The organism is Thalassolituus pacificus, from assembly GCF_025318105.1.
In the GTDB taxonomy this organism is placed as follows: Bacteria; Pseudomonadota; Gammaproteobacteria; order Pseudomonadales; family Oceanobacteraceae; genus Venatoribacter; species Venatoribacter pacificus.
In genome coordinates this window covers 569299-595677 of record NZ_JAOANI010000015.1, presented here as the reverse complement: position 1 = coordinate 595677, position 26379 = coordinate 569299, and the positions used below count along the sequence as shown (strand labels likewise).

The 26379-nt window shown below is 54.1% G+C and carries 24 protein-coding genes and 1 tRNA gene; 16 read left to right on the top strand and 9 right to left on the bottom strand.

All coding sequences use genetic code 11. The features are described from left to right. Positions 1–22: 22 nt before the first annotated feature. Entirely contained in the window at positions 23–616 is a 594-nt protein-coding gene (locus tag NYR02_RS09860; RefSeq protein ID WP_260976191.1) for a 5-formyltetrahydrofolate cyclo-ligase, read from the top strand. 16 nt (positions 617–632) lie between these two features. On the opposite strand, the gene NYR02_RS09855 is transcribed toward NYR02_RS09860, so the two are convergent. After that, the gene (locus NYR02_RS09855; RefSeq protein WP_255449004.1) at positions 633–758 is read right to left on the bottom strand and encodes a hypothetical protein; all 126 of its coding nucleotides are present in this window, start codon (positions 756–758) and stop codon (positions 633–635) included. 145 nt (positions 759–903) lie between these two features. Between NYR02_RS09855 and NYR02_RS09850 the strand changes: the two genes are divergently transcribed. After that, positions 904–1383 (top strand): EVE domain-containing protein, encoded by a 480-nt coding sequence (locus tag NYR02_RS09850; protein WP_260976190.1) that lies wholly within the window; start codon positions 904–906, stop codon positions 1381–1383. After that, positions 1376–1654, top strand: coding sequence for a CDGSH iron-sulfur domain-containing protein (locus tag NYR02_RS09845; RefSeq protein WP_230332151.1), 279 nt, complete (start codon positions 1376–1378; stop codon positions 1652–1654). The genes NYR02_RS09850 and NYR02_RS09845 overlap by 8 nt, the downstream gene beginning before the upstream one ends. A gap of 1 nt (position 1655) precedes the next feature. Here NYR02_RS09845 and NYR02_RS09840 read toward each other — a convergent pair whose 3' ends face one another. The 3 genes from NYR02_RS09840 to glnA all read right to left on the bottom strand — a co-directional run bounded on the left by NYR02_RS09840 (position 1656) and on the right by glnA (position 4775). Next, a complete protein-coding gene (locus NYR02_RS09840) occupies positions 1656–2102 on the bottom strand; it encodes an ester cyclase (RefSeq protein WP_260976189.1) in 447 nt (148 codons plus the stop codon). 125 nt (positions 2103–2227) lie between these two features. Next, on the bottom strand, positions 2228–3199 hold the full coding sequence (locus tag NYR02_RS09835; protein WP_260976188.1) for an alpha/beta hydrolase: 972 nt from the start codon (positions 3197–3199) through the stop codon (positions 2228–2230). Between the two features lie 169 nt (positions 3200–3368). Continuing rightward, on the bottom strand, positions 3369–4775 hold the full coding sequence (gene glnA / locus NYR02_RS09830; protein WP_260976187.1) for a glutamate--ammonia ligase: 1407 nt from the start codon (positions 4773–4775) through the stop codon (positions 3369–3371). 428 nt (positions 4776–5203) lie between these two features. On the opposite strand from glnA, the gene typA reads away from it, so the two are divergent. Continuing rightward, positions 5204–7015 (top strand): translational GTPase TypA, encoded by a 1812-nt coding sequence (gene typA / locus NYR02_RS09825; protein ID WP_260976186.1) that lies wholly within the window; start codon positions 5204–5206, stop codon positions 7013–7015. Between the two features lie 126 nt (positions 7016–7141). Then, positions 7142–7936 carry a type 2 periplasmic-binding domain-containing protein gene (locus tag NYR02_RS09820; protein WP_260976185.1) on the top strand — a complete coding sequence of 265 codons (795 nt, stop codon included), beginning with the start codon at positions 7142–7144 and terminating at the stop codon, positions 7934–7936. A gap of 74 nt (positions 7937–8010) precedes the next feature. Here the strand turns inward: NYR02_RS09820 and NYR02_RS09815 are convergent, their stop codons facing one another. From NYR02_RS09815 to NYR02_RS09800, 4 genes are all read right to left on the bottom strand, one after another. Then, positions 8011–9273: a malic enzyme-like NAD(P)-binding protein gene (locus NYR02_RS09815; RefSeq protein WP_260976184.1), complete on the bottom strand. Its 1263-nt coding sequence runs from the start codon at positions 9271–9273 to the stop codon at positions 8011–8013. 147 nt (positions 9274–9420) lie between these two features. After that, the gene (locus NYR02_RS09810) at positions 9421–10752 is read right to left on the bottom strand and encodes a sensor histidine kinase (protein ID WP_260976183.1); all 1332 of its coding nucleotides are present in this window, start codon (positions 10750–10752) and stop codon (positions 9421–9423) included. A 26-nt stretch (positions 10753–10778) separates the two neighbouring features. After that, the gene (locus NYR02_RS09805; protein WP_260976182.1) at positions 10779–11477 is read right to left on the bottom strand and encodes a response regulator; all 699 of its coding nucleotides are present in this window, start codon (positions 11475–11477) and stop codon (positions 10779–10781) included. Between the two features lie 91 nt (positions 11478–11568). Next, positions 11569–12585, bottom strand: coding sequence for an AI-2E family transporter (locus NYR02_RS09800; protein ID WP_260976181.1), 1017 nt, complete (start codon positions 12583–12585; stop codon positions 11569–11571). A gap of 134 nt (positions 12586–12719) precedes the next feature. On the opposite strand from NYR02_RS09800, the gene NYR02_RS09795 reads away from it, so the two are divergent. The 4 genes from NYR02_RS09795 (at position 12720) to NYR02_RS09780 (ending at position 16331) form a co-directional block, all read left to right on the top strand. After that, positions 12720–12804 (top strand) — tRNA-Leu (locus NYR02_RS09795). A gap of 19 nt (positions 12805–12823) precedes the next feature. Next, entirely contained in the window at positions 12824–13162 is a 339-nt protein-coding gene (locus NYR02_RS09790) for a CidA/LrgA family protein (protein WP_260976180.1), read from the top strand. Continuing rightward, complete coding sequence (locus tag NYR02_RS09785) at positions 13159–13842, top strand: LrgB family protein (RefSeq protein WP_260976179.1); 684 nt, start codon at positions 13159–13161, stop codon at positions 13840–13842. Before NYR02_RS09790 ends, NYR02_RS09785 begins: the two co-directional genes overlap by 4 nt. A gap of 44 nt (positions 13843–13886) precedes the next feature. Further along, the gene (locus tag NYR02_RS09780; RefSeq protein WP_260976178.1) at positions 13887–16331 is read left to right on the top strand and encodes a PAS domain-containing hybrid sensor histidine kinase/response regulator; all 2445 of its coding nucleotides are present in this window, start codon (positions 13887–13889) and stop codon (positions 16329–16331) included. A gap of 25 nt (positions 16332–16356) precedes the next feature. Here NYR02_RS09780 and nudE read toward each other — a convergent pair whose 3' ends face one another. Then, a complete protein-coding gene (nudE, locus tag NYR02_RS09775; protein WP_260976177.1) occupies positions 16357–16923 on the bottom strand; it encodes an ADP compounds hydrolase NudE in 567 nt (188 codons plus the stop codon). Between the two features lie 44 nt (positions 16924–16967). Between nudE and yrfG the strand changes: the two genes are divergently transcribed. The 7 genes from yrfG to gshA all read left to right on the top strand — a co-directional run bounded on the left by yrfG (position 16968) and on the right by gshA (position 26324). After that, positions 16968–17624 (top strand): GMP/IMP nucleotidase, encoded by a 657-nt coding sequence (yrfG, locus tag NYR02_RS09770; RefSeq protein WP_260976176.1) that lies wholly within the window; start codon positions 16968–16970, stop codon positions 17622–17624. A gap of 3 nt (positions 17625–17627) precedes the next feature. Further along, on the top strand, positions 17628–18026 hold the full coding sequence (gene hslR, locus NYR02_RS09765) for a ribosome-associated heat shock protein Hsp15 (RefSeq protein ID WP_260976175.1): 399 nt from the start codon (positions 17628–17630) through the stop codon (positions 18024–18026). A 1-nt stretch (position 18027) separates the two neighbouring features. Next, positions 18028–18885: an Hsp33 family molecular chaperone HslO gene (hslO, locus tag NYR02_RS09760; protein WP_260976174.1), complete on the top strand. Its 858-nt coding sequence runs from the start codon at positions 18028–18030 to the stop codon at positions 18883–18885. Between the two features lie 219 nt (positions 18886–19104). Next, positions 19105–20643: a phosphoenolpyruvate carboxykinase gene (locus NYR02_RS09755; RefSeq protein WP_260976173.1), complete on the top strand. Its 1539-nt coding sequence runs from the start codon at positions 19105–19107 to the stop codon at positions 20641–20643. Between the two features lie 144 nt (positions 20644–20787). Then, the gene (locus NYR02_RS09750) at positions 20788–22155 is read left to right on the top strand and encodes a Fic family protein (protein WP_260976172.1); all 1368 of its coding nucleotides are present in this window, start codon (positions 20788–20790) and stop codon (positions 22153–22155) included. A 126-nt stretch (positions 22156–22281) separates the two neighbouring features. Further along, entirely contained in the window at positions 22282–24621 is a 2340-nt protein-coding gene (locus NYR02_RS09745; protein WP_260976171.1) for a Tex family protein, read from the top strand. Positions 24622–24755: 134 nt separating this feature from the next. Further along, complete coding sequence (gene gshA, locus NYR02_RS09740; protein WP_260976170.1) at positions 24756–26324, top strand: glutamate--cysteine ligase; 1569 nt, start codon at positions 24756–24758, stop codon at positions 26322–26324. Positions 26325–26379: the final 55 nt, after the last annotated feature.

Sequence of the window (26379 nt, the reverse complement as noted above, 5' to 3'; positions counted from 1 at the left end):
CCCATTTCTGCGTTTAATTCCGATGAATAAAACCGAACTACGCCGGCACATGCGCCGCCAGCGCCGCGCGCTTAACCGCCGCCAGCGTGAACAGGCCGCCAGGCATCTGCTGCGCGCTCTGCGTCAGTCTGCTCACTTTCAGCATTCCCGTCATATTGCCGTCTATCTCACCAACGATGGTGAAATTGATACTTCAGTCTTTATCCGCGATTTACAGCGCCGTGGCAAAACCCTCTACCTGCCGGTACTGCATCCGCTGCGCAAAGGACATCTGAGCTTTCTGCCGTTTAACCGCCAGAGCCGCATGGTGAAAAACCGTTTTGGTATCAGCGAGCCAGACTTTGCCGGCCACCGGGCCATGCCAGCACGTTTTATTCATCTGATCTGTATGCCGTTGGTTGCCTTTGATAAAGATGGCAACCGGCTGGGAATGGGCGGCGGATTTTATGACCGCACACTGGCCTTCAGCCGCCAGCCCGGAAACAAACCCCGGCTGATTGGCTGTGCCTATGAATTACAAAAGACAGCGGCACTACCCGCTGAAGACTGGGATATCCCGCTGACAGCCATTGCCACCGATGCAGGGCTGCATCGTTTTCAGGCCTACGCTGAATAATTCCGACGTGCTCTCTTCAGCGAATGCTGTTTTCCATCGTCATCAGTGACGCCGGGCGTTTGACCTCACTGGTCATACCCGTCACCGCAGCTCCCAACAGAACGATGACGCTGAGAAGGATAAGGATATCTGGCTTTTTCATTTGTTATTGTTCCTACTGTATTCCGCATAACGGATTAGAACCGGTGATCATTGGATGCTAGGCTGGCCGCATACCGCTCAGCCCCGTGCTTATTAATGGCACCTCTCGCGAGAGCAATACTCGGACCACTTTATAGTCAGAAAATATGAATCACTGGTTACTGAAATCTGAGCCGGACGTTTTTAGTTATTATCATCTTGAGGCCGCACCAGGCAGGCGCACAGTATGGGACGGCGTGCGCAATTATCAAGCGCGGAACATACTGCGGGATGAGATCCAGGTCTCAGATCTGGCGTTTTTTTACCATTCCAGCTGTAAAGAGCCTGCAATTATCGGCGTGTGCCGCGTTACCCGCACCGGACTTGCCGATCCATCACAGTTTGATCCGGCCTCCGATTATTTTGATGCAAAATCCGATGCGGCCAATCCGCGCTGGATCACCATCGAAGTCGAAGCCCTGCGCGCACTCAAACACCCCATTCCGCTGAAAGATATGCGCAAAGACAGTGCGCTGCAGGAAATGGCTCTGCTCAACCGTTCTCGCCTTTCCGTTCAGCCGGTAAGCGCTGAAGAATGGTCGCATATTCTGCATCTGGCCGCCGACGACGGACATTTCCATGAATGAAATAACGCCCCATGTGGTCACCCTGAATGCAGACCAGAGCTATCAGATTTGCCAGTGCGGACGCTGCAGCAGCGCACCCTTTGCCGCCGACAATTGCCCCCGACCGCTGAGCCTGCACAGCGATCAGAAGCAACTGGTGTGGTTGTGCAGCTGCGGACGCAGTGGGGCCATGCCCTACTGCGATGGCAGTCATAATCCGCGCAATAAAATGAGTATTCGGGAGGCGATCAGGGAAATGGCTCAGGACTTACTCAGCCACTTCCGTAAATAGCTCAGAACGCCGCAGCCACGGCATTGGGTGTCATGATTTTACGCACCTGATGAAACAGGTCTGCGGTGTCGAGCAAAGAGTTGCCCGACTGAATCATACCGTGGCGCACCTGCCAGAAGGTGGCCGCATGCAGGGCAATGACCTTATCCACAGGCTCAAAGCCCATCAGCGGGCGCACAAGCGTGCCACTGAAGGTCGATTGGGTAACCACCAGATTGCCTTCACACACCACCTCTTCAACCCCAATGGAAAAGTCTTCCATAGAGTTGCGGATAGTCTGAATCAGGGTCTCCATACCATCCAGACCCAGCGGCATATTGACCATGCTCGCATAGTAGGTGAAGTCGCGGGCAACCAGCGAACGCGCCAGATTAAAGCGCCCCTGATTCCAGGTCAGCTCAACAAAATTGTGTACCAGCTTTTTATTACTATCCAGACGCGCGTCCATGTCATTCTCCTGCAGTGCAGACATCCTTGCCTGCTGAATCACAGCCATTGGCCTTTTGCGCGATACTACGCAGCGGATAGTTATACTCTTAGGACAATTCGGGTCAATATGGCAAAAGTTGGAAATCAGACCGGGTTGGAATCGGACAGCAACCATTCCGCCAGCTGACGATAGATCTGCTCTCTGTGCTGCGGTGACTCATTCACCAGGTGGTGCTGACCACCGGGCAACATCATCAGACGCTGACGGGGAAACTTCTGCGCCAGCAGTTTCAGGTTATGACGCCAGGCGACGGTATTATCGTTATCGCCCTGCACGATGGTTACCGCCAGTTCAGAAGCGGGTAATGCTTCAATATAGGGTATCCATTGCTTCAGGGCTCCGACCCAACGCACACTGAGGTGATGTGGCTGCAACGGATCCTGCTCAGCGATAAAGCGCAGAAACTCGGTATCCGCCGAATTGGGGTTAAATTTGCGCCGTACCTGACGCAGAAACAGGCTGACAAAGGTATGCACCAAACGGCCTCTGTACCAGCCTTTCGGGCGTACCAGAGGAGCCATCAGGGTAATGCCGGCAAAGGGTGATTGCGCTTTGGTCAGCTGGCGCTTGAGCAGATAATTAATAATGATGGCGCCACCGGTACTCTGACCGAAGACATACAACGGGCCGCCAAGGCCGCCACGGGTACGCTGCAGAATCAGGCTGAACACTTCGTCGTATTCCTGGAAACTGCCGATGGATGCGCTCTCGCCGCTGGAAAGTCCGTGCCCGGGCAGATCGAACGTCACCACATTCAGCCCCTGCTGCAGGCAAAAGCCAATCAGCGAACCGTAAAGACCAACATGGTCGTAGTACCCATGAACAACGATGGCAGTACCGCGCGGGTTCTGTGGACGCCATACCTGCACAGCTATCTGGTAATCAGCCGCCTGTATCAGCCCGGCAAAGTGACGCACGCCACTCAGCTCTGGAAAGTCCAGCCGGTACATCTGCAGATAAGCATCCATTTGCGCACCAGAGGCCGGCTCACGAAACTGCCAGTCCATCGGTTTAAGGGCAGAAACCAGACCGTTCTTACTCCAGCTCAGACTCACATTCAGCACTCCGGAAAATAACACCGACATACTAGGCGCTGACAGCAACGATGCCTAGCCACCCTTGCCGTTAAAGACTAAATAAGCCGCAGCAACAGCTTAACCAGCAGAAAAACAGCAATAAAAAAAGGGCTCCGAAGAGCCCTTTTTACGATCTGGCTAAAGCGTATTACACGCTGTAGTACATATCGTATTCAACCGGGTGAGTGGTGTGCTCAACGCGGTAAACTTCTTCCATCTTCAGGTCGATGTAAGCTTCGATCATATCCTTGCTGAATACGCCGCCTGCAGTCAGGTACTCGTGGTCAGCTTTCAGGCTGTCCAGAGCCTCACGCAGAGAGCCACAAACCTGTGGAATCTTGGCTGCTTCTTCAGCTGGCAGATCGTACAGATCTTTGTCAGCTGCATCGCCAGGGTGGATCTTGTTCTTAACGCCGTCCAGACCAGCCATCAGCAGAGCTGCGAAAGCCAGGTATGGGTTAGCGATCGGGTCAGGGAAACGTGCTTCGATACGCTTGCCTTTTGGCGACGCAACGTAAGGAATACGGATAGAAGCAGAACGGTTACGGGCAGAGTAAGCCAGCATGACCGGAGCTTCGAAGCCTGGGATCAGACGCTTGTAAGAGTTAGTACCTGGGTTGGTGAACGCATTCAGGGACTTAGCGTGCTTGATCACACCACCGATGTAGAACAGAGCCGTTTCAGACAGACCGGCATAGCCGTCGCCCGCGAACTGGTTCACACCGTCTTTCCAGTAAGACATGTGTACGTGCATACCGGAACCGTTGTCACCACAGATTGGCTTAGGCATGAACGTAGCGGTTTTACCGTAAGCAGCAGCAACGTTATGAATAACGTATTTCAGCATCTGCACTTCGTCAGCTTTCTTAACCAGAGTGTTGAACTTAACACCGATTTCGTTCTGTCCGGCGTTCGCCACTTCGTGGTGATGAACTTCAACGTCCAGACCAATGGCTTCCAGTGTGTTACACATGGCAGCACGGATGTCGTGGTGGCTGTCTACTGGTGGAACCGGGAAGTAACCGCCTTTAACGCGTGGACGGTGACCCAGGTTGCCGCCTTCCATAACCGCTTCGGTGTTCCATGCAGCTTCGGAAGAGTTGATTTTGCAGAAGCTGCCGGACATGTCAGAGCCCCAGCGAACATCGTCAAACATGAAGAATTCTGGTTCTGGACCAAAGAATGCAGTGTCACCCAGACCAGTGGACTTCAGGTACTCTTCAGCACGCAGTGCTACAGAGCGAGGGTCGCGGTCGTAGCCCTGCATAGTGGCAGGCTCGATGATGTCGCAACGCAATACCAGAGTGGCGTCTTCGGTGAATGGATCCAGGAAGCTGGTGCTGTCATCCGGACGCAGGATCATGTCGGATTCGTTAATACCTTTCCAGCCAGCAATAGAAGAACCGTCGAACATCTGTCCGGTTTCGAAGAAGTCTTCGTCTACATAACGCGCAGGAATAGTAACGTGCTGCTCTTTACCCTTGAAATCGGTAAAGCGCAAATCAACCCACTTCACATCGTTTTCTTTGATTAAATTCAGAGTGTTCTCTGACATCTTACTGTCTCCAGATGCTGGTTCAACTTGATACGGGGTTTAGCCCCGGCTTGCCATGCTCAGTATTGGAGCAAGTAGTGTGCCATTTTATCTTATGGCGCAGCCCGCATAAAATCAGGGCCGCAAAACAACACTCAGGCACTCACTGCACCAAAATAAATCACAACCTGAACCAAATGCACCATTTTAGCGCGATGGCGTGAGGTGAATACGCTAGCCAGTACAAGCCTGCACATTATAGGTTCACTTGAACACCGCAGTACATGGGATTCGGCACAAAAACAGCGCTTTCATTAACAGCCTTATTATTGCTGCAGTAAATGTCGGGATAATCTGCCAAAGACGGCGAAATTGATGTCACGCTAACGGCCCGTTTCAGGTATAATCGCGCCTCATTTTTTGTACAAACTTTCACCAAGGCCATTCTTGTGATCGACAACCTCAGAAACATCGCCATCATCGCGCACGTTGACCATGGCAAAACAACGCTGGTCGACAAACTGCTCGAGCAGTCCGGCACCCTGGACCGCAAAGATCAGGGCGGCGAGCGGGTCATGGACTCCAACGACCAGGAAAAAGAGCGTGGTATTACCATTTTGGCGAAAAACACCGCCATCCGATGGAATGAATACCGCATCAACATCGTTGACACCCCAGGACACGCCGACTTCGGTGGTGAAGTGGAACGTGTTATGTCGATGGTTGACTCTGTTTGCCTGCTGGTTGACGCCGTCGACGGCCCAATGCCGCAGACTCGCTTCGTAACCCAGAAAGCATTCGAACGCGGCCTGCGTCCGATCGTAGTAATCAACAAAATCGACCGTCCGGGTGCCCGTCCTGATTGGGTTATGGACGAAATGTTCGATCTGTTCGATCGCCTTGGCGCGACCGAAGAACAGCTCGACTTCCCAGTGGTATACGCCTCTGCCCTGAACGGCATTGCTGGTCTGGATCCTGACAACATGGCGGACGATATGTCGCCTCTGTTCCAGATGATCGTTGACCACGTAACACCACCACCGGTTGACCTTGACGGTCCGTTCCAGATGCAGATCTCCGCTCTGGATTACGATAGCTATGTGGGTGTTATCGGTGTTGGCCGTATCGCCCGCGGTAAGCTGAAGCCAGGCACCGACGTACAGATCGTTTCTGCTGAAGGCAAAACCCGTAAGGGCCGCGTGCTGGAAGTTAAAGGCTTCCATGGTCTGCAGCGTGTTGCTGTCCCTGAAGCCAATGCCGGTGACATCGTCTGTATTTCCGGTATCGACGGTCTGAGCATTTCCGACACACTGTGTGATCCTTCTAAAGTAGAAGCATTACCACAACTGTCTGTTGATGAACCTACCGTGAGCATGACCTTTCAGGTGAACGATTCTCCGTTCGCTGGCCGTGAAGGTAAGTTCGTCACCAGCCGTAATATCAAAGACCGTCTGGAAAAAGAACTGATCCACAACGTGGCACTGCGCGTCGAGCCAGGTGACACCCCGGAAAAATTCAAAGTATCCGGTCGTGGTGAACTGCATCTGTCCGTTCTGATTGAAACCATGCGCCGCGAAGGCTTCGAGATGGGTATCTCCAAGCCAGAAGTTGTGCAGAAAGAAATCGACGGTGAGATTCAGGAACCTTACGAACAGGTTGTGATCGACATCGAAGAAGAACATCAGGGTTCCATCATGGAAGAGATGGGTAACCGTCGCGCCGAGATGACCAACATGGTGCCGGATGGCAAAGGCCGCGTACGCCTTGAGTTCATCATGCCGGCCCGTGGCCTGATCGGTTTCCGTGGTCTGTTTATGACCATGACTTCCGGTTCCGGCATCCTGACCAACATCTTCGACCATTACGGTCCGGTTCAGACCGGTCTGACCTCTACCCGTCACAACGGCGTACTGGTATCGATGGTTCCGGGTAAGATTCTGGGTTATGCCCTGTTCACCCTGCAGGAACGTGGCCGCTTGTTTGTGGCTCCGGGTCTGGAAGTGTACGAAGGCATGATCGTGGGTCTGCACAGCCGCGATAACGACCTGGTGGTTAACCCAACCAAAGCCAAGCAGCTGACCAACGTTCGTGCATCAGGTACCGATGAAGCCATCAACCTGACGCCGCCGGTTAAGCATACGCTGGAACAGGCTCTGGAATTTATCGAAGACGACGAACTGGTGGAAGTAACGCCAACCAGCATCCGTCTGCGTAAGAAGTTCCTGACCGAAAACGAGCGTAAACGTTCTAAAAAGAACTGATGCTCTGTCTGCCGGCTCTGTTCCAGAGCCGGCACTCTTTCCCTTCTGTTTTATCCTGCGCCCAGCGCGTGCAAATCGCCAAAATACGGTTATGCTGACCCTATCGTCGGACTGGATTGCCGCATTATGTCGTTACTTGTGCGATTATTTTCACTATCACTGCCTGCCTTTTTGCTCTGCTTTCTGGCCTCCCCAAACACGCATGCACAAACAGCAGATGCTGTACGCGTTGGCTGTGGCGACTCGATCCCCCCCTATGTGATCCGCCAGAATGATCGCGGCATTGTGCTGGATATTCTGCGCCGGGCCATGCAAACGCAGAATAAAACCATCGACGTCCGCTATGACAATAACAGCAATAATGTCACTGCCTTTAATAAAGGCGAACTGGATATCGCCTGCATAACCAGCGCCTCAGCCTCACCGGACGCGTTATTTTCCCGCCAGCCACTGATTGTCTTTCACAATGTTGCCATCAGCCTCAGCAGTCGTAAGGTTTCTCTGAGCGGGATCAGTAGCCTGGGAGATTACCGTATTGATGCTTTCAACCTGGCCAGCCGCCTGCTGCCGGGCAACTTTGCAGCGGAAGCAGCCCGCAGCCCGGCTTATCGCGAACTGGCAGAGCAGAAAAAACAGGTCGAAGCCCTGTTCCGGGGGGATACCGATGTGATCATTCTGGAGCAGACCATTTTCCGTTATTTCCTCAGCCAGCTACGCCGTAACGATCCGAATAATGCCACTTACCAACAGGCTTACCAGTATCACGACCTGTTCCCGCCAACCTACTACTACGCGGCCTTCCACAGTAAGCAGCTGCGCGACTCTTTTGATATGGGAATGGGTATTCTCATCGACAGTGGCGAGCAGGATAAAATTCTGCAGAGCTACGAACGCCTGCTGGCTGACTACCTGATTCGCTGACACTGCGGCATTGGCGTAAGCGACAGACATAAAAAAACCCGGCAGAGCCGGGTTTTTTACTATGGCAGGATATCTCAGATATCAGCCAGAGTTTTCAGCGGGTAGTTAGCCGGGAATGGCTTACGCGCAACCCCAGTATCAACCGCAGCCTGAGCAACCGCAGCCGATACAGCACCCAGCAGACGGGTATCAACGGCTTTAGGAATGATGTAGTCACGTCCGAATTCCAGCGATTCCAGACCGTAAGCATCAAGCACTTCCTGAGTAACCGGCTCTTTCGCCAGACCAGCCAGAGCTTTGGCAGCGGCCAGCTTCATTTCTTCGTTGATGCGCTTGGCGCGTACGTCCAGAGCACCACGGAAGATGAATGGGAAGCCCAGTACGTTGTTTACCTGGTTAGGGTAATCAGAACGGCCCGTTGCCATGATGGCATCCGGACGAACTTCTTTAACGATTTCCGGCATGATTTCCGGAACCGGGTTAGCACAGGCAAAGATGATTGGGTTCGGCGCCATAGTCTTGATCTGCTCGCCAGTCACCATGTTAGGACCTGACAGACCCAGGAAGATATCAGCACCGTTCAGGGCATCGTCAACCGTACGCTTGTCAGTATCAACCGCGAAGGCCTGCTTGTACTGGTTCAGGTCGGTACGGCCAGAGTGGATCACACCATTACGGTCACACATAAAGATGTTTTCTGGCTTCATGCCGGCCAGGATCAGCAGTTTGGTACAGGAGATGGCGGCAGCACCGGCACCCAGTACACACATTTTGGCGTCTTCAACTTTCTTACCAACAATTTCCAGCGCGTTCAGTGCACCGGCTACGGTTACGATCGCAGTACCGTGCTGGTCATCGTGGAATACCGGAATGTCGCACTGTTCGATCAGAGTGCGTTCGATTTCAAAACACTCAGGTGCCTTGATGTCTTCCAGGTTGATACCACCGAAAGTGATCGCGATACGACGAACAGTATCAATGAAGGCTTGCGGGCTTTCAGACTCAACTTCGATATCGATGGAGTCTACGCCGGCAAAGCGTTTGAACAGCAGGCTCTTACCTTCCATAACCGGCTTAGAAGCCAGAGGGCCCAGGTCACCCAGACCCAGAATGGCAGTACCGTCAGTGATAACAGCAACCAGGTTACCCTTACCAGTGTACTTGTAGGCGTTTTCAGGATCAGCAGCGATCTCTTTTACTGGCTCTGCCACACCCGGGCTGTAGGCCAGAGACAGATCGTGTGAAGTCTGTGCAGGCTTGGTCAGCTCGACACTGATTTTGCCCGGCTTAGGGAACTGATGGTAATCCAGAGCTGCTTGCTTGAAATCTTGTGACATAGTACTTGTCCAGTCTCTTCACTGTATTTAAAAGCCAGCTGTGCCACATCGTCCAGAACACAGGGGGCATAAGGGTCGTACTTTCTACCAAAAACCTATTGCTTTTTCCAGCTAATCCGGAGCATCTGTATTTTTAACTGAGCCAGATCAGGTTTGTGGCCGTAGCGGCAGACGCATGGTGATACGCAGACCGGGGAAACGGTTTTCGGCAAGCACGCTGCCATCATGTAATTCAACAATGCGTTTAACCAGCGCCAGTCCTATGCCATAGCCTCCGGCCGCATGATCGCGGGCTGAGTCGACCTGGGTAAACGGATCGAAAATCCGCAGCAGTTCTTCCTCCGGAACGCCCGGCCCCTGATCCTGCACCCACAATTCTGCCGACTCACCGCTTATTGCCGCACCGATCAGCAATTCCGATCCCGCCGGCGCAAAGCGGATGGCATTACGCAGCAGATTGTCAAAAGCCCGCTCCACCAGCATCCAGTCCCAGTCACACTTCAACCCGTCATCCGGCTCACGGAAGATCAATTGCAGTTCTTTTTCTTCAATTTCCACATCGGCGTTCTGCAGCCAGATCTGCAATTGCCCGCCCAGTCCAAGCCGGCTGGTCTGCAATTGTTGGCTGTCGGTCTGTTGCAGCCGGGCCAGATCAAGAATCTGACCGACCAGGCCATCAACCTGGCCGACGGCGCGTTCGATACGATCATGCTCCGCCGCCAGCACATGCTGCTGATCTTTTTTACGGGCAATGCCAAGGGCAATTTGCAGACGGGTCAGCGGCGAGCGTAACTCGTGCGATACATCGCGCAATAACTGTTGATGGCTGTGCAGCAGCCGCTGCAGAGCGTCCGCCATCTCGACCACTTCGCTGGCCAGCATGCCGATTTCGTCATGGCGATGCAGATCGCGGCGCAGACCGGACACATCAAAATTGCCCTGCGCCAGCTGACGCACGGTACGCTGTAAACGGCGGATAGGACGGGTGAGACTCCACACCAGCATAAAGCACAGCAGAGTGACCACCACTACGATGGCCAGCGGCACCAACCAGCGGTCTTCATTATTGAGTACGCTCTGCCATTCTTTGCGGGTAACCGCGATGTAGAGATACCCCTGACGCTGCAATGGGCCGATCATCAGCCAGCCGTCGTTTTGTCCCCACAGAATCTGATCGGCATCGTCAGCTTCGTCGGCAAACTCTTCCAGGTCATGGGGCAGTTGACTGATCATATCCACCGGCACCGCGACCAGATTCCAGCCCGGCCGGATCTTGCGCCATAACTTGCGGCCTTCCGCCACAATTGGCCGTTCGCGGTCCATCAGATGCACCAGATGCATGGTTTCCGGCTGAGTCGCCGGACGGAAGTAATCGTCCTCGATCCATTCGTTAGTTAGCACGGCGGCCCACATGGCGAGAAAAATCACCCCCCAGAACCAGAGGAAAATTTTAAAAAACAGCGAGCGATACCAGCGCATGCAAAGGCCTGTGATAAAGGAAGGATTTATTCCGGGCTGACCAGCATATAACCACGCGAGCGCACGGTTTTGATCCAGTCGGAATTATCGGCGCGGCGGCCAAGTTTTTTGCGCAGGTTACTGACGTGCATATCGATGGAGCGATCATAGGCCATCAGTGGACGACCCAGCGCCGCCAGCGACAGCGTGTCTTTATCGACCAATTCGCCGACGTGTTCCATCATACAGTGCAGCACACCGAATTCCGCGCCGGTCAGCGCCAGCTCAACGCCATCCAGAGTTACAATGCGGCGGGTGGTATTCAGCTGCAGTTCACCGACATTCAGCGTGGTGACTGTGCCTTTACCCGGTTGCTCGGCCGACAGATCAATACGGCGGAATAACGCTTTAATCCGCGCCACCAGCTCATGGTGGTGATAAGGCTTGGGAATATAATCATCGGCGCCATGTTCAAGGCCAAGCACCCGGTCAACGCTTTCGCCACGGGCGGTGAGCATAATCACCGGCAATGACGATTCGGTGCGCAGTTTTTTCAGCACCTCAAAGCCATTCATTTTCGGCAGCATCACATCCAGCAGCACCAGGTCGAACTCTCCGCTTAACGCCCGTTGCAGACCGGTTTCGCCATCCTGCACCGCCGTCAGGGCAAAGCCTTCCATCGACAGGTATTCCTGCAGCAGCTCACCCAGTTCGTAATCATCATCGACCAGCAGAATAGATTTCATCAACATCCTCCGTTGCGCTCAGTCTAGCGCTGCCAGCCACCCGGCTGGCAGTGTTTTTACCCTTCTTTGCTCATATGACGTAGTGAGCGCATCAATGATCCAGCAAGGTAGCAATCCAGCGTGATTGCGGCCGGGTTTCCAGCGCGATTTTCACCACCATGGTCAAAGGGATCGACAGTAACATGCCGACCGGCCCCAGAATCCAGCCCCAGAATACCAACGACAGAAAGACCACCAGCGTCGACAACCCCAGCGAGCGTCCCATCAACCGTGGCTCGACCACATTACCGAACAGTGTATTCACCAGCACATACACACCGGCGGTGAGCAACGCGGCTCCCGGGCCAATCTGAATTAAGGCAATCAGCACCGCCGGAACGGCCGCAATAATGGAACCGATATTAGGAATGTAGTTAAGCAGGAACGCGACCAGCGCCCACAGCGCCCAGTAATCTACGCCAATCAGTGCCAACAGCAGGCCGACGGTCAGACCGGTGCCAAAGCTGACCACGGTTTTAATCATCAGATACTGCTGCACCGATTCAGAGAAACGCTCAAAGTGGGCAAAGGCCTGGGTTTCTTCACCAAACGCACGTTTGACCTTGGCCGGAAAGCTGGAGGCTTCAAGCAGAATAAAAATGACCGTAAACAGAATAAGGAAGGTATTGGTGAGCACCCCGCCCAGACCGTTGAATACCGAGGCGACGGTTTTCATCACCACACCGGGGTTCACGTATTCACGGATGACATTATCCGCCACCTCAACCCCCATGCTGCGCAGCCAGGTGACGCCATGACCGGTCAGCGCCTGCAGTTTCTGCTCGTACAGCGGCATGTCTTTATAAAACGCCGTCAGCGTGCCACCGACAAACGAGGCCAGCACACTCCCCAGCAGCAGGAATCCCAGCACCAGCAACAATACGGCAAGCACACCCGGTACTTTGTGATTGGTCAGCCAGCGCAGTAAAGGCGCGCTGAGAATGGCAATAAAAACCGCCAGTAAAAACGGTACCAACATGGCAGCGGCACTTTTAATACCCGCGATCACGATCACGACCGCGGCCGCGCTGAGCAGAATATTGCTGGCCAAACGATTATCTGAAGGCATAGCCATTCCCTGTTATGCAAAAAAAGGCACCATACACGAGCGCCCCCCTCCAGTGCCAGCGGCTCCCATCGGCATCATAAAGAGGCAGCCCTTGGCAAGTGCATCCGAGTTGTATAATATCCGCGCCCTGAATCGCGGAAGTGGTGAAATTGGTAGACACACTGGATTTAGGTTCCAGCGCTTCACGGCGTGAGAGTTCGAGTCTCTCCTTCCGCACCAACTTTTCAGGAGCAGACGCATGTCCGGCCTCCTTACCCTGCTGATCTTTTTACTGCTGGGGTCTCTGTTACAAACTCTGCTGCACCTTCCTGTTCCGGCATCCATTGTTGGTATGTTGCTGTTATTGCTGGCGCTGATACTGCGCGGCAAAGCCCCGGATAATCTGCAGCGCATTACCCAGACGTTATCCCCTCTGCTGCCGTTGTTTCTGATTCCGGTCAGCGTTGGCATCATCACGCAAAAGCAACTGCTGGCCGAACACGGTGTCGAGCTGCTGATTATTCTCGCGCTCAGTCTGATTCCGGGAGCGCTGGTCAGTGCCCTGATTATGCGCAAGGGAGGTAAATCAGGCTTATGACACATCTGTTCAGCCTGCCGTTATTCTGGGCCGCGCTCACCATTGCGGCTTTTCTTGCCGGCCAGCAACTCTACCGCCGCACGGGCAACAATGCTTTTATTCCGCCGATTCTGACCGGCGTCGTGCTGGTTGTATCCTGCCTGGAATTGAGTGGTGTTTCTTATCAAACCTATATGCAGGGCGGTCACTACCTGAATCTGATGCTTGGGCCAGTGGTGGTCATGCTGGCGGTGCCGCTGTATCAGTTTATTCACACCATGCGTAAACAATGGCTGCGCATTGCCCTGGCGGTAACCCTTGGCAGTGGCACCACCATCGCCTGCGCGGTGCTGCTGGCACACTTCTGGATTGGTGATGACGCCATCACCCGCACGATCTACACCAAGTCCATTACCACGCCGGTGGCACTTGCCATCAGCGAGCAGGTCGGCGGTATCAGCGCCCTGGCATCGGCGTTTGTGATTATTACCGGAATTCTCGGCGCGTTAATGATTCCGCCGCTGTTAAAAACGCTGCGCATGGATGAGCCACAAACCCTGGGGCTGACACTGGGAATCTGCGCCCACGCCATTGGCACCAGTCGTGCTTTAGAATTAGGGCCACAGCAGTCGGCCTATGCGGCGATGGCAATGACGCTGACCGCCACATTGCACGCACTGGTATTGCCTTGGATTGTCTGACCACAAGCATCTATTGTTAAGGGACCTTCGGCAAAGGACGCACTATGGGCCGCCACATAAAATACCTCTGGATGCTGGCGCTGGCCTCAACCCTGCTTATTACGGTTGTCACCAGTCTGCTGTTGTATCTGCATGAGGTAAAACAACAGCAACATGAGCTGCAACGCCTGGCGGGCAATCTGCGTCAACAGTGGCAATTAAACCCTGATGCGCTGCCAACAGACATTGAACTCGGTTATCTGCGCAGCCAGGGGCTGGCCGTACAGACCGGCTCGCTGCAGGGGGATGAGGTTACAACACAACAGCCCCCACAACCGGGCATCAGCCGGGCGGCTTTATTGCAGGCGGCACAGGGCATCAGCGGCCTGCAACAGGCAGAAGAGCAACAACACACCTATATGCTTTATCTGCAACCACTGGGCAATGGTTCTGGCCTCGTGGTGAGCCGATCTCTCAGCCAAATCCGCCAGCACTATTTGCAGGGCTGGATTGGCGCCGCCCTGACCGATCTCGCCGTCATTATTATTCTGTTCGCCGGTTTCCATCACCTGATCCGGCCCTTACGCGATCAGCTTGATCGCCAAAGCCTGCAGCACAGCCTGAGCTGGGAAAATATGAGCGGCATTGCCGTTCGCCTCAATGCGCAGCAGCTTATTCTTGATGCCAACCCACGCTTTGCTGCCCTGTTTGCTGGCGCACGCGATCAACGCTTATCCGATATCCAGCCGGCCGCCGAACGTGCACACATTGTCCGCTACTTACAACAAGCTCTCGACAGTCAGACCGTGGTGGATTTCGAGTGCACTCTGATCGACCGTCATGGCGATGAAGGGCGCTGGGCGCTGCATGCCCAGCCCTGGCATATCAGCGGTCGCGACTACATTCTTCTGACCGGCGACGACATCAGCAAACGCCACTATATGGAAGAAAAGCTGCGCGCCGAGCAGCAACGCGTACGGGCTTACTTTGATTCCATGCAAACCCTGCTGCTGGTGTGTGACCAACAGGGCAATATTCAGCGCATCAATCAGCCGGTGCAGGCGCTGCTGGAAATGGATAAGAAACAGTTACGCAATCAACCGCTGGATTACCTGCTGCCCAAAACCCATGCCGCCAGACTGCGTCGTGACTGGCAACAATTACTCGGCAGCCATGCCGGCAGCCTGGCATCGGAATTCCCGCTGGTATCCGCCAGTGGTAAGGAATCCACCATCAGCTGGCGCCTGACCCGTATCGACAGCGGTGATCATCAGGAAGTGCTGCTCGCCGGTCTGGATATCACTGAAGCCGTCGCCAACCAGCGGGCACTGGAAGCCGCCAACGTGCGCATCCGCGAAGCACTGGAGCAGGCCGAAAGCGCTAACCGCAGTAAGTCGATTTTCCTCGCTAATATGAGCCATGAAATCCGCACGCCGATGAACGGCATTCTCGGTGCCAGCGAGCTGCTGCTCGACTCGTCCTTGTCTGAAGACCAACGCCATTATCTGGATATTATTCATAACTCGTCCCACGCCCTGCTCGACATCATTAACGACATTCTCGATCTGTCGAAAATTGAATCCGGAAATCTGGAAATCGAGCAGATTGATTTCGACCTGAACCGCCTGCTCACCGACATCTACCAACTGTTTAACGAGCCGGTACGGCGTAAAGGCTTATCGCTGGTGTACTACTACGATGCCGGCCTGCCCGCCAACTGGCGCGGCGACCCGAAACGGGTGCGACAGATCATCACCAACCTGATCAGCAATGCACTGAAGTTTACCGACAAAGGGCGTATCGAAATCCGCGTCAGCGGCCAGAAACAGGAAGACTTCCGTTATCTGCTGAACATTGAAGTGCGTGACAGCGGCATTGGTATTGCGCCCGATAAAACCGACCAGATTTTCTCCGCATTTAAACAGGCCGATACCAGCACCAGCCGCAAATACGGCGGCACCGGCTTAGGGCTGACCATCAGCCGCCATCTGGCCAACGCCATGCACGGTGATATCAGCCTCACTTCCGAAATTGGCCACGGCAGCACATTTGTTCTGCAACTGCCTCTGCATGAGGGAGCGGCACCGGAAAAAGAAATACCCAGGCCCGTGCAAAACCAGACTCTGCATGGCCGCGTATTACTGGCCGAAGACAATACCGTTAATCAGAAAATTGCAGAACGCATGCTCAGCCGCCTGGGCCTGAAGTGCAAAACCGTCGCTAACGGTGAGCAGGCCATTGCCGAAGTGCTGAGTAATGATTACGACTTGATTTTAATGGATGTGAACATGCCGGTGATGGATGGTATTACCGCTACCGAGCGCATCCGCGACCTCAGCAACCATAAAAACCATATTCCGATTATTGCGCTCACCGCCAACGCCATGCTGGAAGATAAAGAGCGCTGCCTGGCGGCTGGCATGAACGGTTTTATCAGCAAACCCATCAGGCTGGATACGCTGGGCAAAGTGATCGCGGAAATTCTGCACAGCAGCAATCCGGCCGGATGATGGATTGCTGACTCCGTATCAGTAATCAGCCCAGCACTTCACCGTCAAAACGCCCGGCCAGAAATTCCTGTGCCAGCGCCAGTGCGGCAATCGCACGGCCTTCGGTACAGTCTGCCCGGCTGTACAATTCGTGCAGATTATTCAGTTTCCACGGCACCAGTTCCAGCGGCTCCGGCTCATCACCTTCCAGCTTCGATTCATACAGATCGCGCGCCACCACCACATCAATACCGCCACTCATGTAACTGGGCGACAGGCTGAGTTTTTTCAGGTGAATAAATTCGCGCGCGCCGTAACCGATTTCTTCCTGTAACTCACGGTTGCAGGCTTCGCGCAGACTCTCGCCCAGATCGATCGCACCTTTTGGCAACGTGAGGGTGTAATCTTCAATTCCGCCCCCATATTCCCGGATCAGGGCAATCGTATCGTTATCCAGCAGCGCGACCAGCATCACTGCACCGGAGCCACCGGGCATCAGACGCTCATAGGTCCGCTCAACGCCATTGCTGAAGCGCAGCTCCAGCGACTCCACCCGGAACAGGCGGCTCTGCGCCACCAGATGACGCTGCAAAATCTGTGGTTTTTTATGCATAACAGCCCTGTTTTAATAGACATTCCGATAGCGAGTATAACCCTATGAGCCTGACCGACTGGCAACAAATTGATACCGTGCTGCTGGACATGGATGGCACGCTGCTGGATCTGCATTTTGATAATTATTTCTGGCTCGACCACCTGCCTGCGGTTTACGCCCAACAGCACGGCCTGGGTGAAGAGGAAGCCCTGGCCGAGCTGAATAAAAGCTTTATTGGTCTGCGCGGCACCCTCGACTGGTACTGCCTGGACTACTGGACCGAGCTCACCGGTCTGCCGATCGCCGAGCTCAAACGCGATGTGCAGCATAAGATCGGTTTCCGCCCGCACGTGCAGGATTTCCTCGCCCGCCTTAAGCAATTGGGCAAACGCACCGTGATCGTCACCAATGCCCACCGTGACAGCGTGAATCTGAAAATGGAGCGTACCGCTCTCGACCAGCTGGTCGACCGCGTGATCAGCTCCCACGATTACCGCGAACCGAAAGAAAGTCAGGCATTTTGGGATCACCTGCAACGTGATGAAGGCTTCGATCCGGCCCGCACCCTACTGATCGACGACAGCCAGGCTGTGCTAGAATCCGCCGCCCGCTGGGGCATCGGTTTTCTGCTGGCCATATTTCATCCCGACAGCCAGAAAGAACCCAACAGCGACAGCCACTTCCCCGGAATTCATCATTTTGATGAGCTGGATTTTTAAGCTATGACTGACAACAACGAAAAAATCCGCCTCGACAAATGGCTCTGGGCGGCACGTTTTTTTAAAACCCGCGCTCTGGCTAAGGCCGCCATTGAAGGTGGCAAAGTGCATGTCGAAGGGCAGCGCTGCAAAGTCAGCAAAACCGCCGAGCTGGGTGCCAAACTCAGCATCCGTCAGGGTTTTGAGCAAAAAGAAATCATCATTACCGCACTCTCCGGTCAGCGCCGCGGCGCTCCGGAAGCACGCCTGCTGTACGAAGAAACCCCGGAAAGCATCAAGCAGCGCATGGATGAAGGCGAACGGCGGCGCATTATGAAAGCCTCCATGCAGGTGCCCGACCACAAACCCAACAAAAAAGAGCGACGCGATATGCGCCGCTTTGAGCACAATCAGGATTACTGACATGAGCAATACCAGCCGCGACACTCTGCAGCGCTTCAGCTTTGACGATACCGACATCCGCGGTGAGATTACTCACCTGCAGGACAGCTATCGCGAAGTCCTGCGCCGCCACCAATACCCACCCCGCATCGCCGTTGCCGTGGGTGAACTGATGGCCGCCACCGCATTGCTCAGCGCCAGCCTGAAATTTGCCGGACGCCTGACCCTGCAAATGCGCCTGCCGGGGAATGTCTCGCTGCTGCAGGCCGAAACCAACGAAAAGGGTCAGCTGCGCGCCATTGCCCGCTACGATGAAAACGCCGGCGAAAGCGACCTGAGCTTTGATGATGGCCAGCTGGTCATCACCATTGAACCCGACCAGGGACAGCGTTATCAGGGCATTGTCAGCATTAATGGCGGCAATATTGCCCAGTCGCTGGAAGACTATTTCACCCAGTCTGAACAGCTCGGCAGCCACTTCTGGCTGGCCTGTGACGGCCAGAGTGCGGCCGGCCTGATGCTGCAGAAGATGCCAACGCCTGCCGGTCAGGAAACCGACGCCGATGCCTGGGAACGGGTCAGCCATCTGGCTTCGACTATCCGTAACGATGAGCTGCTGGGGCTGGATGCAGCAACGGTATTGCACCGCCTGTTCCACGAAGAACAGACCCGCGTTTATCCTGCCTCGGAGCTGAGTTTCTTCTGCACCTGCTCCAAGCCGCGCATTGCCAATGCATTGCACCAGATGGGTTACGACGAGCTCAACAGCATCATCGAAGAAAACGGCAAAATCGATATCACCTGCGAATTCTGCCAACAGAGCTACGTCTTCGACCACGCACAGGTTGAGGCGCTGTTCCCGGAACGCAACCCGCATTAACCAACCGACACCCGCCAACCCGGAAGCCCCGCAACAGGGGACTTTTCGGGACAGCGATTTCACCTCAAAAGACAGGGCTTAGCGTTTAACCAATTTTCTGGCATAATCACGCGCCTTCAACTTTGGGTTCGCCCGTGTACCCTCAGGGCGGTATAGAGAACATCAGAGTATGGCCACAAGCCGTGCGCTAATTATGAGGACCCGTTTGGGCACCGATATATGACCACTGTTTACACCGATTTATCGACACCGTTACTGGTAGAACAAGCAATCCTGCGTGGCGAAGGCCAACTGCAGGACAACGGCGCACTGGTTGTTGAGACTGGTATCCGCACTGGCCGTTCTCCGATGGACCGCTTCATCGTCGAAGAGCCGAGCAGCAAAGACGCCATCGACTGGGGCAACATTAACCGCCCATTCGACGCCGACAAGTTCGATGCTCTGTGGGAACGCGTGGAAGAATATCTGGCCCAGCACGACAGCTTCGTGTCACACGTGCACGTGGGTTCTGATCCGCAGCATTACCTGCCGGTTAAAATGACCACCCAGACTGCCTGGCAGAACCTGTTTGGCCGTAACCTGTTTATCCGTCCGGAAACTTACAACGCTTCTGATAAAGAAGAGTGGCAGATTCTGAACGTACCAGGCTTCGAATGTGTACCCGAGCGTGACGGCACCAACTCTGACGGCGCAGTTATCCTGAACTTCGCCCAGCGCAAAGTACTGCTGGCCGGTATGCGTTACGCCGGTGAAATGAAGAAAGCTATGTTCGGCGTGCAGAACTTCCTGCTGCCGGAAAAAGACGTGCTGCCAATGCACTGCTCCGCCAACGTTGGCGATGACGGCGACACTTGTCTGTTCTTCGGCCTGTCCGGTACAGGTAAAACCACCCTGTCCGCTGACCCTGAGCGTTTCCTGATTGGTGACGACGAGCACGGCTGGGGCAAAGGCACCGTATTCAACATCGAAGGCGGCTGCTACGCGAAGACCATCGATCTGTCTCAGAAAAACGAGCCGATCATCTGGAACGCCATCAAATTCGGCGCCATCGTTGAAAACGTTGTGATCGACCCGATCACCCGCGTTGCCGATTACACCGATGTATCCAAAACCGAAAACACCCGTTGTGCCTACCCACTGGAGCACGTTGAAAAACGCGTTCTGGAAAACATGGCCGGCGAACCCAAAGCGGTTATCTTCCTGACCTGCGACATGACCGGTGTACTGCCTCCTGTGTCAGTTCTGACCAAAGAACAAGCGGCTTACCACTTCCTGTCCGGTTACACCGCACTGGTTGGCTCTACCGAAATGGGCGGCAGCAAAGGTCTGAAATCGACCTTCTCTACCTGCTTCGGCGCACCGTTCTTCCCACGTCCGGCTGGCGAATACGCGGAACTGCTGATCAAGCGCGTTACCGAATTCGACTCTCAGGTTTATCTGGTTAACACCGGCTGGACTGGCGGCGCAAACGGTGCCGGCGGCCAGCGTTTCAGCATCCCGACTACCCGTGCTGTAATCTCTGCAATCCAGAACGGCAAACTGCGCGGCGTTGAAACCGAGACTGTACCTGTGTTCAACCTGCTGGTACCTAAGACTCTGGAAGGCGTCGACACCAATCTGCTGAACCCACGCAACACCTGGGCCGACGCAGAGAAGTATGACGAAGCAGCGCGCAATCTGGCCGCTCAATTCGTTGAAAACTTCAAAAAATACGATGTCTCTGATGCCATCGTAGCTGCTGGCCCGCAGCTGGATTAATTCCTGCTTAGTGCCTGCCAAAACGGGAGCTTCGGCTCCCGTTTTTGTTTTACCAATCACTATCGGCTGATTCTCTAAAAATCAGTAGATTTTATTCTCTTCTCTCATATACTAATTTCAGAAAAATTAGTATATGAGCAATTTATGAAAATCCCACAGCCGCCTCCGGATATTCATGCCTACCTTGCCAACCTGATCCCTGAGCAGATAACAGATAAGGCGAGCAAGATATTCTCTGCCGATTTTGGCCCCTATGATACTAAAGGTCGTTACCTCCACTGGGATAAGCTACGCCACCTAATTCCCCCGGAAGGGTATGATTCACAGATGTACTGGCTGGCAATTCGGCAGAGCAGAAATCATCTAAGCAAAATACTTCCTTTTAAAGACAAGCATGACAAACCATTCCGGTTCTGTATGCCAGATGGCATCGTCAGAGATTTGCTGTGGATTGAAAAGCACACCACCGGCAGTATTACGGCTGATGAAAAAATCACGGATGAAAAAACAAAACTAACCTATCTGATAAGCTCACTGATCGAAGAAGCTATCAGCTCTAGCCAGTTGGAAGGCGCGTCAACAACCCGCAGACAAGCCAAGGATATGCTGCAGAGTGGTCGGCAACCCAGAGATCATTCGGAAAAAATGATCCTGAACAACCACAAGGCTATGCAGTTTATTCGTGAATACAAAGATGAAGACCTCACGCCATCTCTAATTTTTGAACTGCATGAGCTTCTTACCTTTGAAACTCTCGGAACAGAGGATGCGCATAAAGCCGGCGTTCTCCGGGATGCCGGGGATGATATTTGTGTCTTCTCAGAAGACGATACCCTTCTACACGTACCGCCCAAAGCCACAGAGTTACAACAACGGCTGCAAGCCTTGTGTGATTTCGCCAATCAGCAGCAAACTGACGATGAAAGAAACTTTATTCCGACGGCTATAAGGGCCATCGTTGCGCACTTTATGATCGGCTATGATCACCCATTTGTGGATGGTAATGGCAGAACTGCACGGGCTATTTTCTACTGGATCATGGCCAAAGATCATTATTGGCTGATGGAATACATATCTATTTCCAGAGTGATCAAAAAAGCACCAGCAAAATATATGCAGGCTTACCTATACAGTGAGACCGATAACAATGATGTCACCTATTTTATCGTTCACCAGCTTGCCGTCATCCGTGAAGCTGTCACCGACCTGTATGACTATCTGGAACAAAAGTCCCGGCGCCTGAAGGAAACTGCCGGATTAGTACATCACTTTCAATATATGCTTAATCACAGGCAGCTTGCGTTACTGCAGCATGCCCTGAGTCACCCTGGGATGGAATACACCATAAAGAGTCATCAGCGCTCGCATGGCGTAACCTATCAAACCGCGCGTACAGATTTACTTAAGTTATCGGATGAGCTGGAATTTCTCAGGAAAGTGAAAATTGGTAAAAAGGACATTTTTATCGCTCCAGCTAACCTGGAATATATCCTCAAAAATATCGAGCTCTGATAGACCTTTACGAAACTACTAATTTTAATAAAATTAGTAGTTTCGTATTTTACTATCAAGATCACACCGTTTTTTCCTGCTCTCCGTTATACTCCGCACTCTGTTTTTATCGTGTCAGGAAGGTTTATGAGTCAGGATTCCATCGGGTTACGTATTGCTGAAGAACTGGGCATCCGCCCACAACAGGTTGCAGCCGCTGTCGCGCTGCTGGATGAAGGTGCCACCGTGCCTTTTATTTCCCGATACCGTAAAGAAGTCACCGGCTCGCTGGATGACACTCAGCTGCGTACGCTGGAAGAGCGTCTGCGTTATTTGCGCGAGATGGAAGACCGCCGCGCCTCAATCCTGAAAACCATCGAAGAGCAGGGCAAACTGAGCGATGAGCTGAAGCGCGATATTTTAAGCGCCGACACCAAAACCCGCCTCGAAGATTTGTACCTGCCTTACAAAACCAAGCGCCGCACCAAAGGCCAGATCGCCATTGAAGCCGGCCTGCAGCCACTGGCCGAAGCGCTGCTGGATAACCCAGCGCTGGACCCGGAAGCCGAAGCGGCGAATTTTCTCAACGCCGAACAGGGCGTGGCCGATACCAAAGCGGCCCTCGACGGTGCCAAGTACATTCTGATGGAGCGCTTCGCCGAAGACGCCAACCTGCTGGCCAAGCTGCGTACCTTTATGCAGCAGGAAGCCACGCTGTCGGTGCGCGTTGTTCCTGGCCAGGAAGGTGCGGGGGCCAAGTTTGCCGATTACTTCGAACATGATGAAGCCTTGAAAGGCGTGCCCAGCCACCGTGCGCTGGCCATTCTGCGTGGCCGTAACGAAGGCATTCTGAGCTTCTCGCTGGTGACCGGTGATCCCTCCGACAAACTGACACCAAGCCCGTGTGAAGGCATGATCGCCTCGCATTTTAATATCGAACAACAGGGCCGTGCCGCCGACCGCTGGCTGGCGGAAGTGGTGAAATGGACCTGGCGCATCAAACTGCTCACTCACCTCGAAACCGAGCTGATGGGCAACCTGCGCGAAAGCGCCGAAGAAGCGGCGATTAAAGTCTTTGCCGATAACCTGAAAGACCTGCTGCTGGCCGCTCCGGCTGGCCGCAAAGCCACCATGGGCCTTGATCCAGGTCTGCGTACCGGGGTGAAAGTTGCGGTGGTCGACAACACCGGTAAAGTGGTGGATCACGCCACCATTTACCCGACTCCGCCGCAGAACCGTTTGGCCGAATCGGCTGCGGTGCTGAGCGCCCTGATCGCCAAACACAATGTCGAGCTGATCTCCATCGGTAACGGTACCGGTTCTCGTGAGACCGACAAATTCGTCGCCGACATGATCAAAGCCCAACCGGCACTGAAACACGTGCAGAAAGTAATGGTGAACGAGGCCGGTGCTTCGGTTTACTCGGCGTCTGAACTGGCGGCGAAAGAATTCCCCGATCTGGATGTAACCATTCGTGGTGCGGTATCCATCGCCCGTCGTTTGCAGGACCCGCTGGCCGAGTTGGTAAAAATCGAACCGAAATCCATCGGTGTGGGCCAGTACCAGCATGATGTGAACCAGAGCCAGCTGGCCCGCTCTCTGGATGCGGTGATCGAAGACTGTGTAAACTCCGTTGGTGTTGATCTGAATACGGCCTCAGCGCCGCTGCTGACCCGTGTATCCGGTCTGAACAGCACGCTGGCGAACAACATCGTCGCCTTCCGCGATGTCAACGGTGCCTTTAACAGCCGCGCCGATCTGCTTAACGTGCCGCGCCTGGGCGGTAAGACCTTCGAACTGGCCGCCGGCTTCCTGCGCATTATGAACGGCAGCAACCCGCTCGATGCTTCAGCAGTGCACCCGGAATCGTATCCGGTGGTGGAAAAAATCGCGCACGAATTTTCCCGCGACGTTGCCAGCCTGATTGGTGACAGTGCGCTGCTGAAATCCGTGAATGCAGCCAAATTCAGCGATGAAAAAACCGGTGAAATCACCGTAAAAGACATCGTTAATGAACTGCAGAAGCCGGGCCGCGATCCACGTCCGGAATTCAAATTCGCCGAATTCAAAGAGGGTGTGGAAGAGCTCAAAGATCTGAAGCCGAATATGGTGCTCGAAGGGGTGATCACCAACGTCGCCGCCTTCGGTGCCTTCGTCGATATCGGCGTGCATCAGGATGGCCTGGTACACATTTCCGCGCTGTCCGACACCTTCGTCAAAGACCCGCGCGATGTTGTGAAAGCCGGCGATATCGTCAAGGTTAAAGTGATGGAAGTGGACGTCGCGCGTAAGCGTATCGGCCTGTCGATGCGCATGAGCGACGATGCCAATGACCGCGCCAACGAACGCACACCCGGCGAAAAACCGCAGCGTAACGGTCAACGGGCGAACGGTGCGCCAAACCGCAACAGCTTTGGTGATAAAGCTCAGGCTCAGGGCGCGATGGCCGGTGCACTGGCTGCCGCGTTTGCCAAGGCGAAAAAGTAACGACCTGCGCCCCTGAGCTCATCAGGGGTGAGCATTGCAACAATCAAACCCACCCGGTATACCGCTGGGTGGTATCGTCCACCCTCCATTTCCCCCTATAATCCGGCGATCTCCGTTTCTGCCCCGAGGCGACTTTGGCTAATTATCAACAAGCCCTGAATCTGTTCAGCGATCCACAACATCTGGCATTGCTGGCGCGTTTACAACGTGGCATCGAAAAAGAAGGCTTACGCTGCTCACCCCAGGGCATCATCAGCCAGAAACCACATCCGCAAGGGCTGGGTTCGGCACTGACCCACCCAAGCATCACCACCGATTATTCTGAAGCCCTGCTGGAATTTATTACGCCGGTTTTCGCAAGCGCTCACGAAGCTCATGCTTATCTGAATATTGCTCACCGCTTTGCCTACAAACAGCTGGACGGCGAGCTGATCTGGCCAAGCTCCATGCCCTGCATTCTGCAGGGTGAAATGAGCATTCCGATTGCCCATTACGGCAGCTCAAATATCGGCCAGCTGAAGCATGTTTACCGCCATGGTCTGTGGCACCGTTATGGCCGTACCATGCAGACCATTTCCGGTATTCACTACAATTTCTCGCTACCGGCAGAGATCTGGCCGCTGCTGCAGGCCAACGATGAACGCGGCGATCAATACAGCCCGCAGAGCTATATCTCGGCGCGTTATTTTGGCCTGATCCGTAATTTCCGCCGCTACTCCTGGCTGTTGATGTATCTGTTTGGTGCTTCTCCGGCGGTGTGCAGCACCTTTCTCGCCGGTCGTGACCATAAACTTGACCGCCTCTATGAACACACGCTGTACGCGCCTTATGCCACCTCACTGCGCATGAGTGATCTGGGCTACCAGAACAACGCGCAATCCGATCTGATGGTGTGTCACAACACCATCGACAGCTATATCAAAACGTTGAGCAAAGCGATCAGCGCGCCAGTGCAGGCCTACGATGAAATTGGTCTGCAGGATGAGCACGGTCATTACAAGCAGCTGAACACAAACCTGCTGCAGATCGAGAACGAGTATTACAGCGATATTCGTCCTAAGCGCGTCGCGCGCAATGGTGAAAAGCCGCTGCAGGCGCTGGATAAATACGGCGTTGAATACATCGAGGTGCGCTGCACCGACGTTAACCCGTTCATACCACTGGGTATTGATGTGCCACAGATGCAGTTTATGGATGTATTCCTCACCTGGTGTCTGCTGCAACCCAGCCCCGATATCGACGAAGACGAATACTGGCGCATCAAACGTAATCAGCAACACACCGTAATGGAAGGCCGTCGTCCGGGCCTGATGCTGGAGCAGAAGGATGACACCATCAGCCTGCAAAGCTGGGGCATGCAATTGCTTGATGAAATGAAAGAGCTGGCCACCATGATGGACCGTGCCAGCGGTGAAACCTTCCACGCTGACAGTCTGGGTCAGCAACGCCTGAAACTGGCCGACAGCCGCCTGACGCCATCGGCACAGGTGCTGCAACAATTGCAGGAAAAAGAGATTGAGTTTGCGGAGCTGACGCGCCAGCAAGCCGAACAACACCGCAAAACACTGAGTGAGAATCTTGGCCCTCAGGTGCACCAGCAATGGCTGCAGATGGCGCGCGATTCCATTGCCGCCCAGGAAGCGCTGGAGCAGTCGGACACTCAACCGTTTGCCGAATACTTAGCGCACTACCTGCAGCGCTGAGCGGTCAACCGCTGACATGCAAAACGGGAGGCAATGCCTCCCGTTTTTATGTCAC

Excerpts from the sequence above, each read along its gene's own strand:
- nudE (WP_260976177.1), bottom strand. The coding sequence starts at position 16,923 with ATGCATAAAAAACCACAGATTTTGCAGCGTCATCTGGTGGCGCAGAGC.
- NYR02_RS09800 (WP_260976181.1), bottom strand. The coding sequence starts at position 12,585 with ATGCCTTCAGATAATCGTTTGGCCAGCAATATTCTGCTCAGCGCGGCC.
- NYR02_RS09805 (WP_260976182.1), bottom strand. The coding sequence starts at position 11,477 with ATGAAATCTATTCTGCTGGTCGATGATGATTACGAACTGGGTGAGCTG.
- NYR02_RS09810 (WP_260976183.1), bottom strand. The coding sequence starts at position 10,752 with ATGCGCTGGTATCGCTCGCTGTTTTTTAAAATTTTCCTCTGGTTCTGG.
- NYR02_RS09820 (WP_260976185.1), top strand. The coding sequence starts at position 7,142 with ATGTCGTTACTTGTGCGATTATTTTCACTATCACTGCCTGCCTTTTTG.
- glnA (WP_260976187.1), bottom strand. The coding sequence starts at position 4,775 with ATGTCAGAGAACACTCTGAATTTAATCAAAGAAAACGATGTGAAGTGG.
- NYR02_RS09850 (WP_260976190.1), top strand. The coding sequence starts at position 904 with ATGAATCACTGGTTACTGAAATCTGAGCCGGACGTTTTTAGTTATTAT.
- hslO (WP_260976174.1), top strand. The coding sequence starts at position 18,028 with ATGAGCAATACCAGCCGCGACACTCTGCAGCGCTTCAGCTTTGACGAT.
- NYR02_RS09790 (WP_260976180.1), top strand. The coding sequence starts at position 12,824 with ATGTCCGGCCTCCTTACCCTGCTGATCTTTTTACTGCTGGGGTCTCTG.
- NYR02_RS09845 (WP_230332151.1), top strand. The coding sequence starts at position 1,376 with ATGAATGAAATAACGCCCCATGTGGTCACCCTGAATGCAGACCAGAGC.
- NYR02_RS09785 (WP_260976179.1), top strand. The coding sequence starts at position 13,159 with ATGACACATCTGTTCAGCCTGCCGTTATTCTGGGCCGCGCTCACCATT.
- hslR (WP_260976175.1), top strand. The coding sequence starts at position 17,628 with ATGACTGACAACAACGAAAAAATCCGCCTCGACAAATGGCTCTGGGCG.
- NYR02_RS09815 (WP_260976184.1), bottom strand. The coding sequence starts at position 9,273 with ATGTCACAAGATTTCAAGCAAGCAGCTCTGGATTACCATCAGTTCCCT.
- NYR02_RS09780 (WP_260976178.1), top strand. The coding sequence starts at position 13,887 with ATGGGCCGCCACATAAAATACCTCTGGATGCTGGCGCTGGCCTCAACC.
- NYR02_RS09840 (WP_260976189.1), bottom strand. The coding sequence starts at position 2,102 with ATGGACGCGCGTCTGGATAGTAATAAAAAGCTGGTACACAATTTTGTT.
- NYR02_RS09750 (WP_260976172.1), top strand. The coding sequence starts at position 20,788 with ATGAAAATCCCACAGCCGCCTCCGGATATTCATGCCTACCTTGCCAAC.
- NYR02_RS09855 (WP_255449004.1), bottom strand. The coding sequence starts at position 758 with ATGAAAAAGCCAGATATCCTTATCCTTCTCAGCGTCATCGTTCTGTTG.
- NYR02_RS09860 (WP_260976191.1), top strand. The coding sequence starts at position 23 with ATGAATAAAACCGAACTACGCCGGCACATGCGCCGCCAGCGCCGCGCG.
- yrfG (WP_260976176.1), top strand. The coding sequence starts at position 16,968 with ATGAGCCTGACCGACTGGCAACAAATTGATACCGTGCTGCTGGACATG.
- NYR02_RS09755 (WP_260976173.1), top strand. The coding sequence starts at position 19,105 with ATGACCACTGTTTACACCGATTTATCGACACCGTTACTGGTAGAACAA.
- NYR02_RS09745 (WP_260976171.1), top strand. The coding sequence starts at position 22,282 with ATGAGTCAGGATTCCATCGGGTTACGTATTGCTGAAGAACTGGGCATC.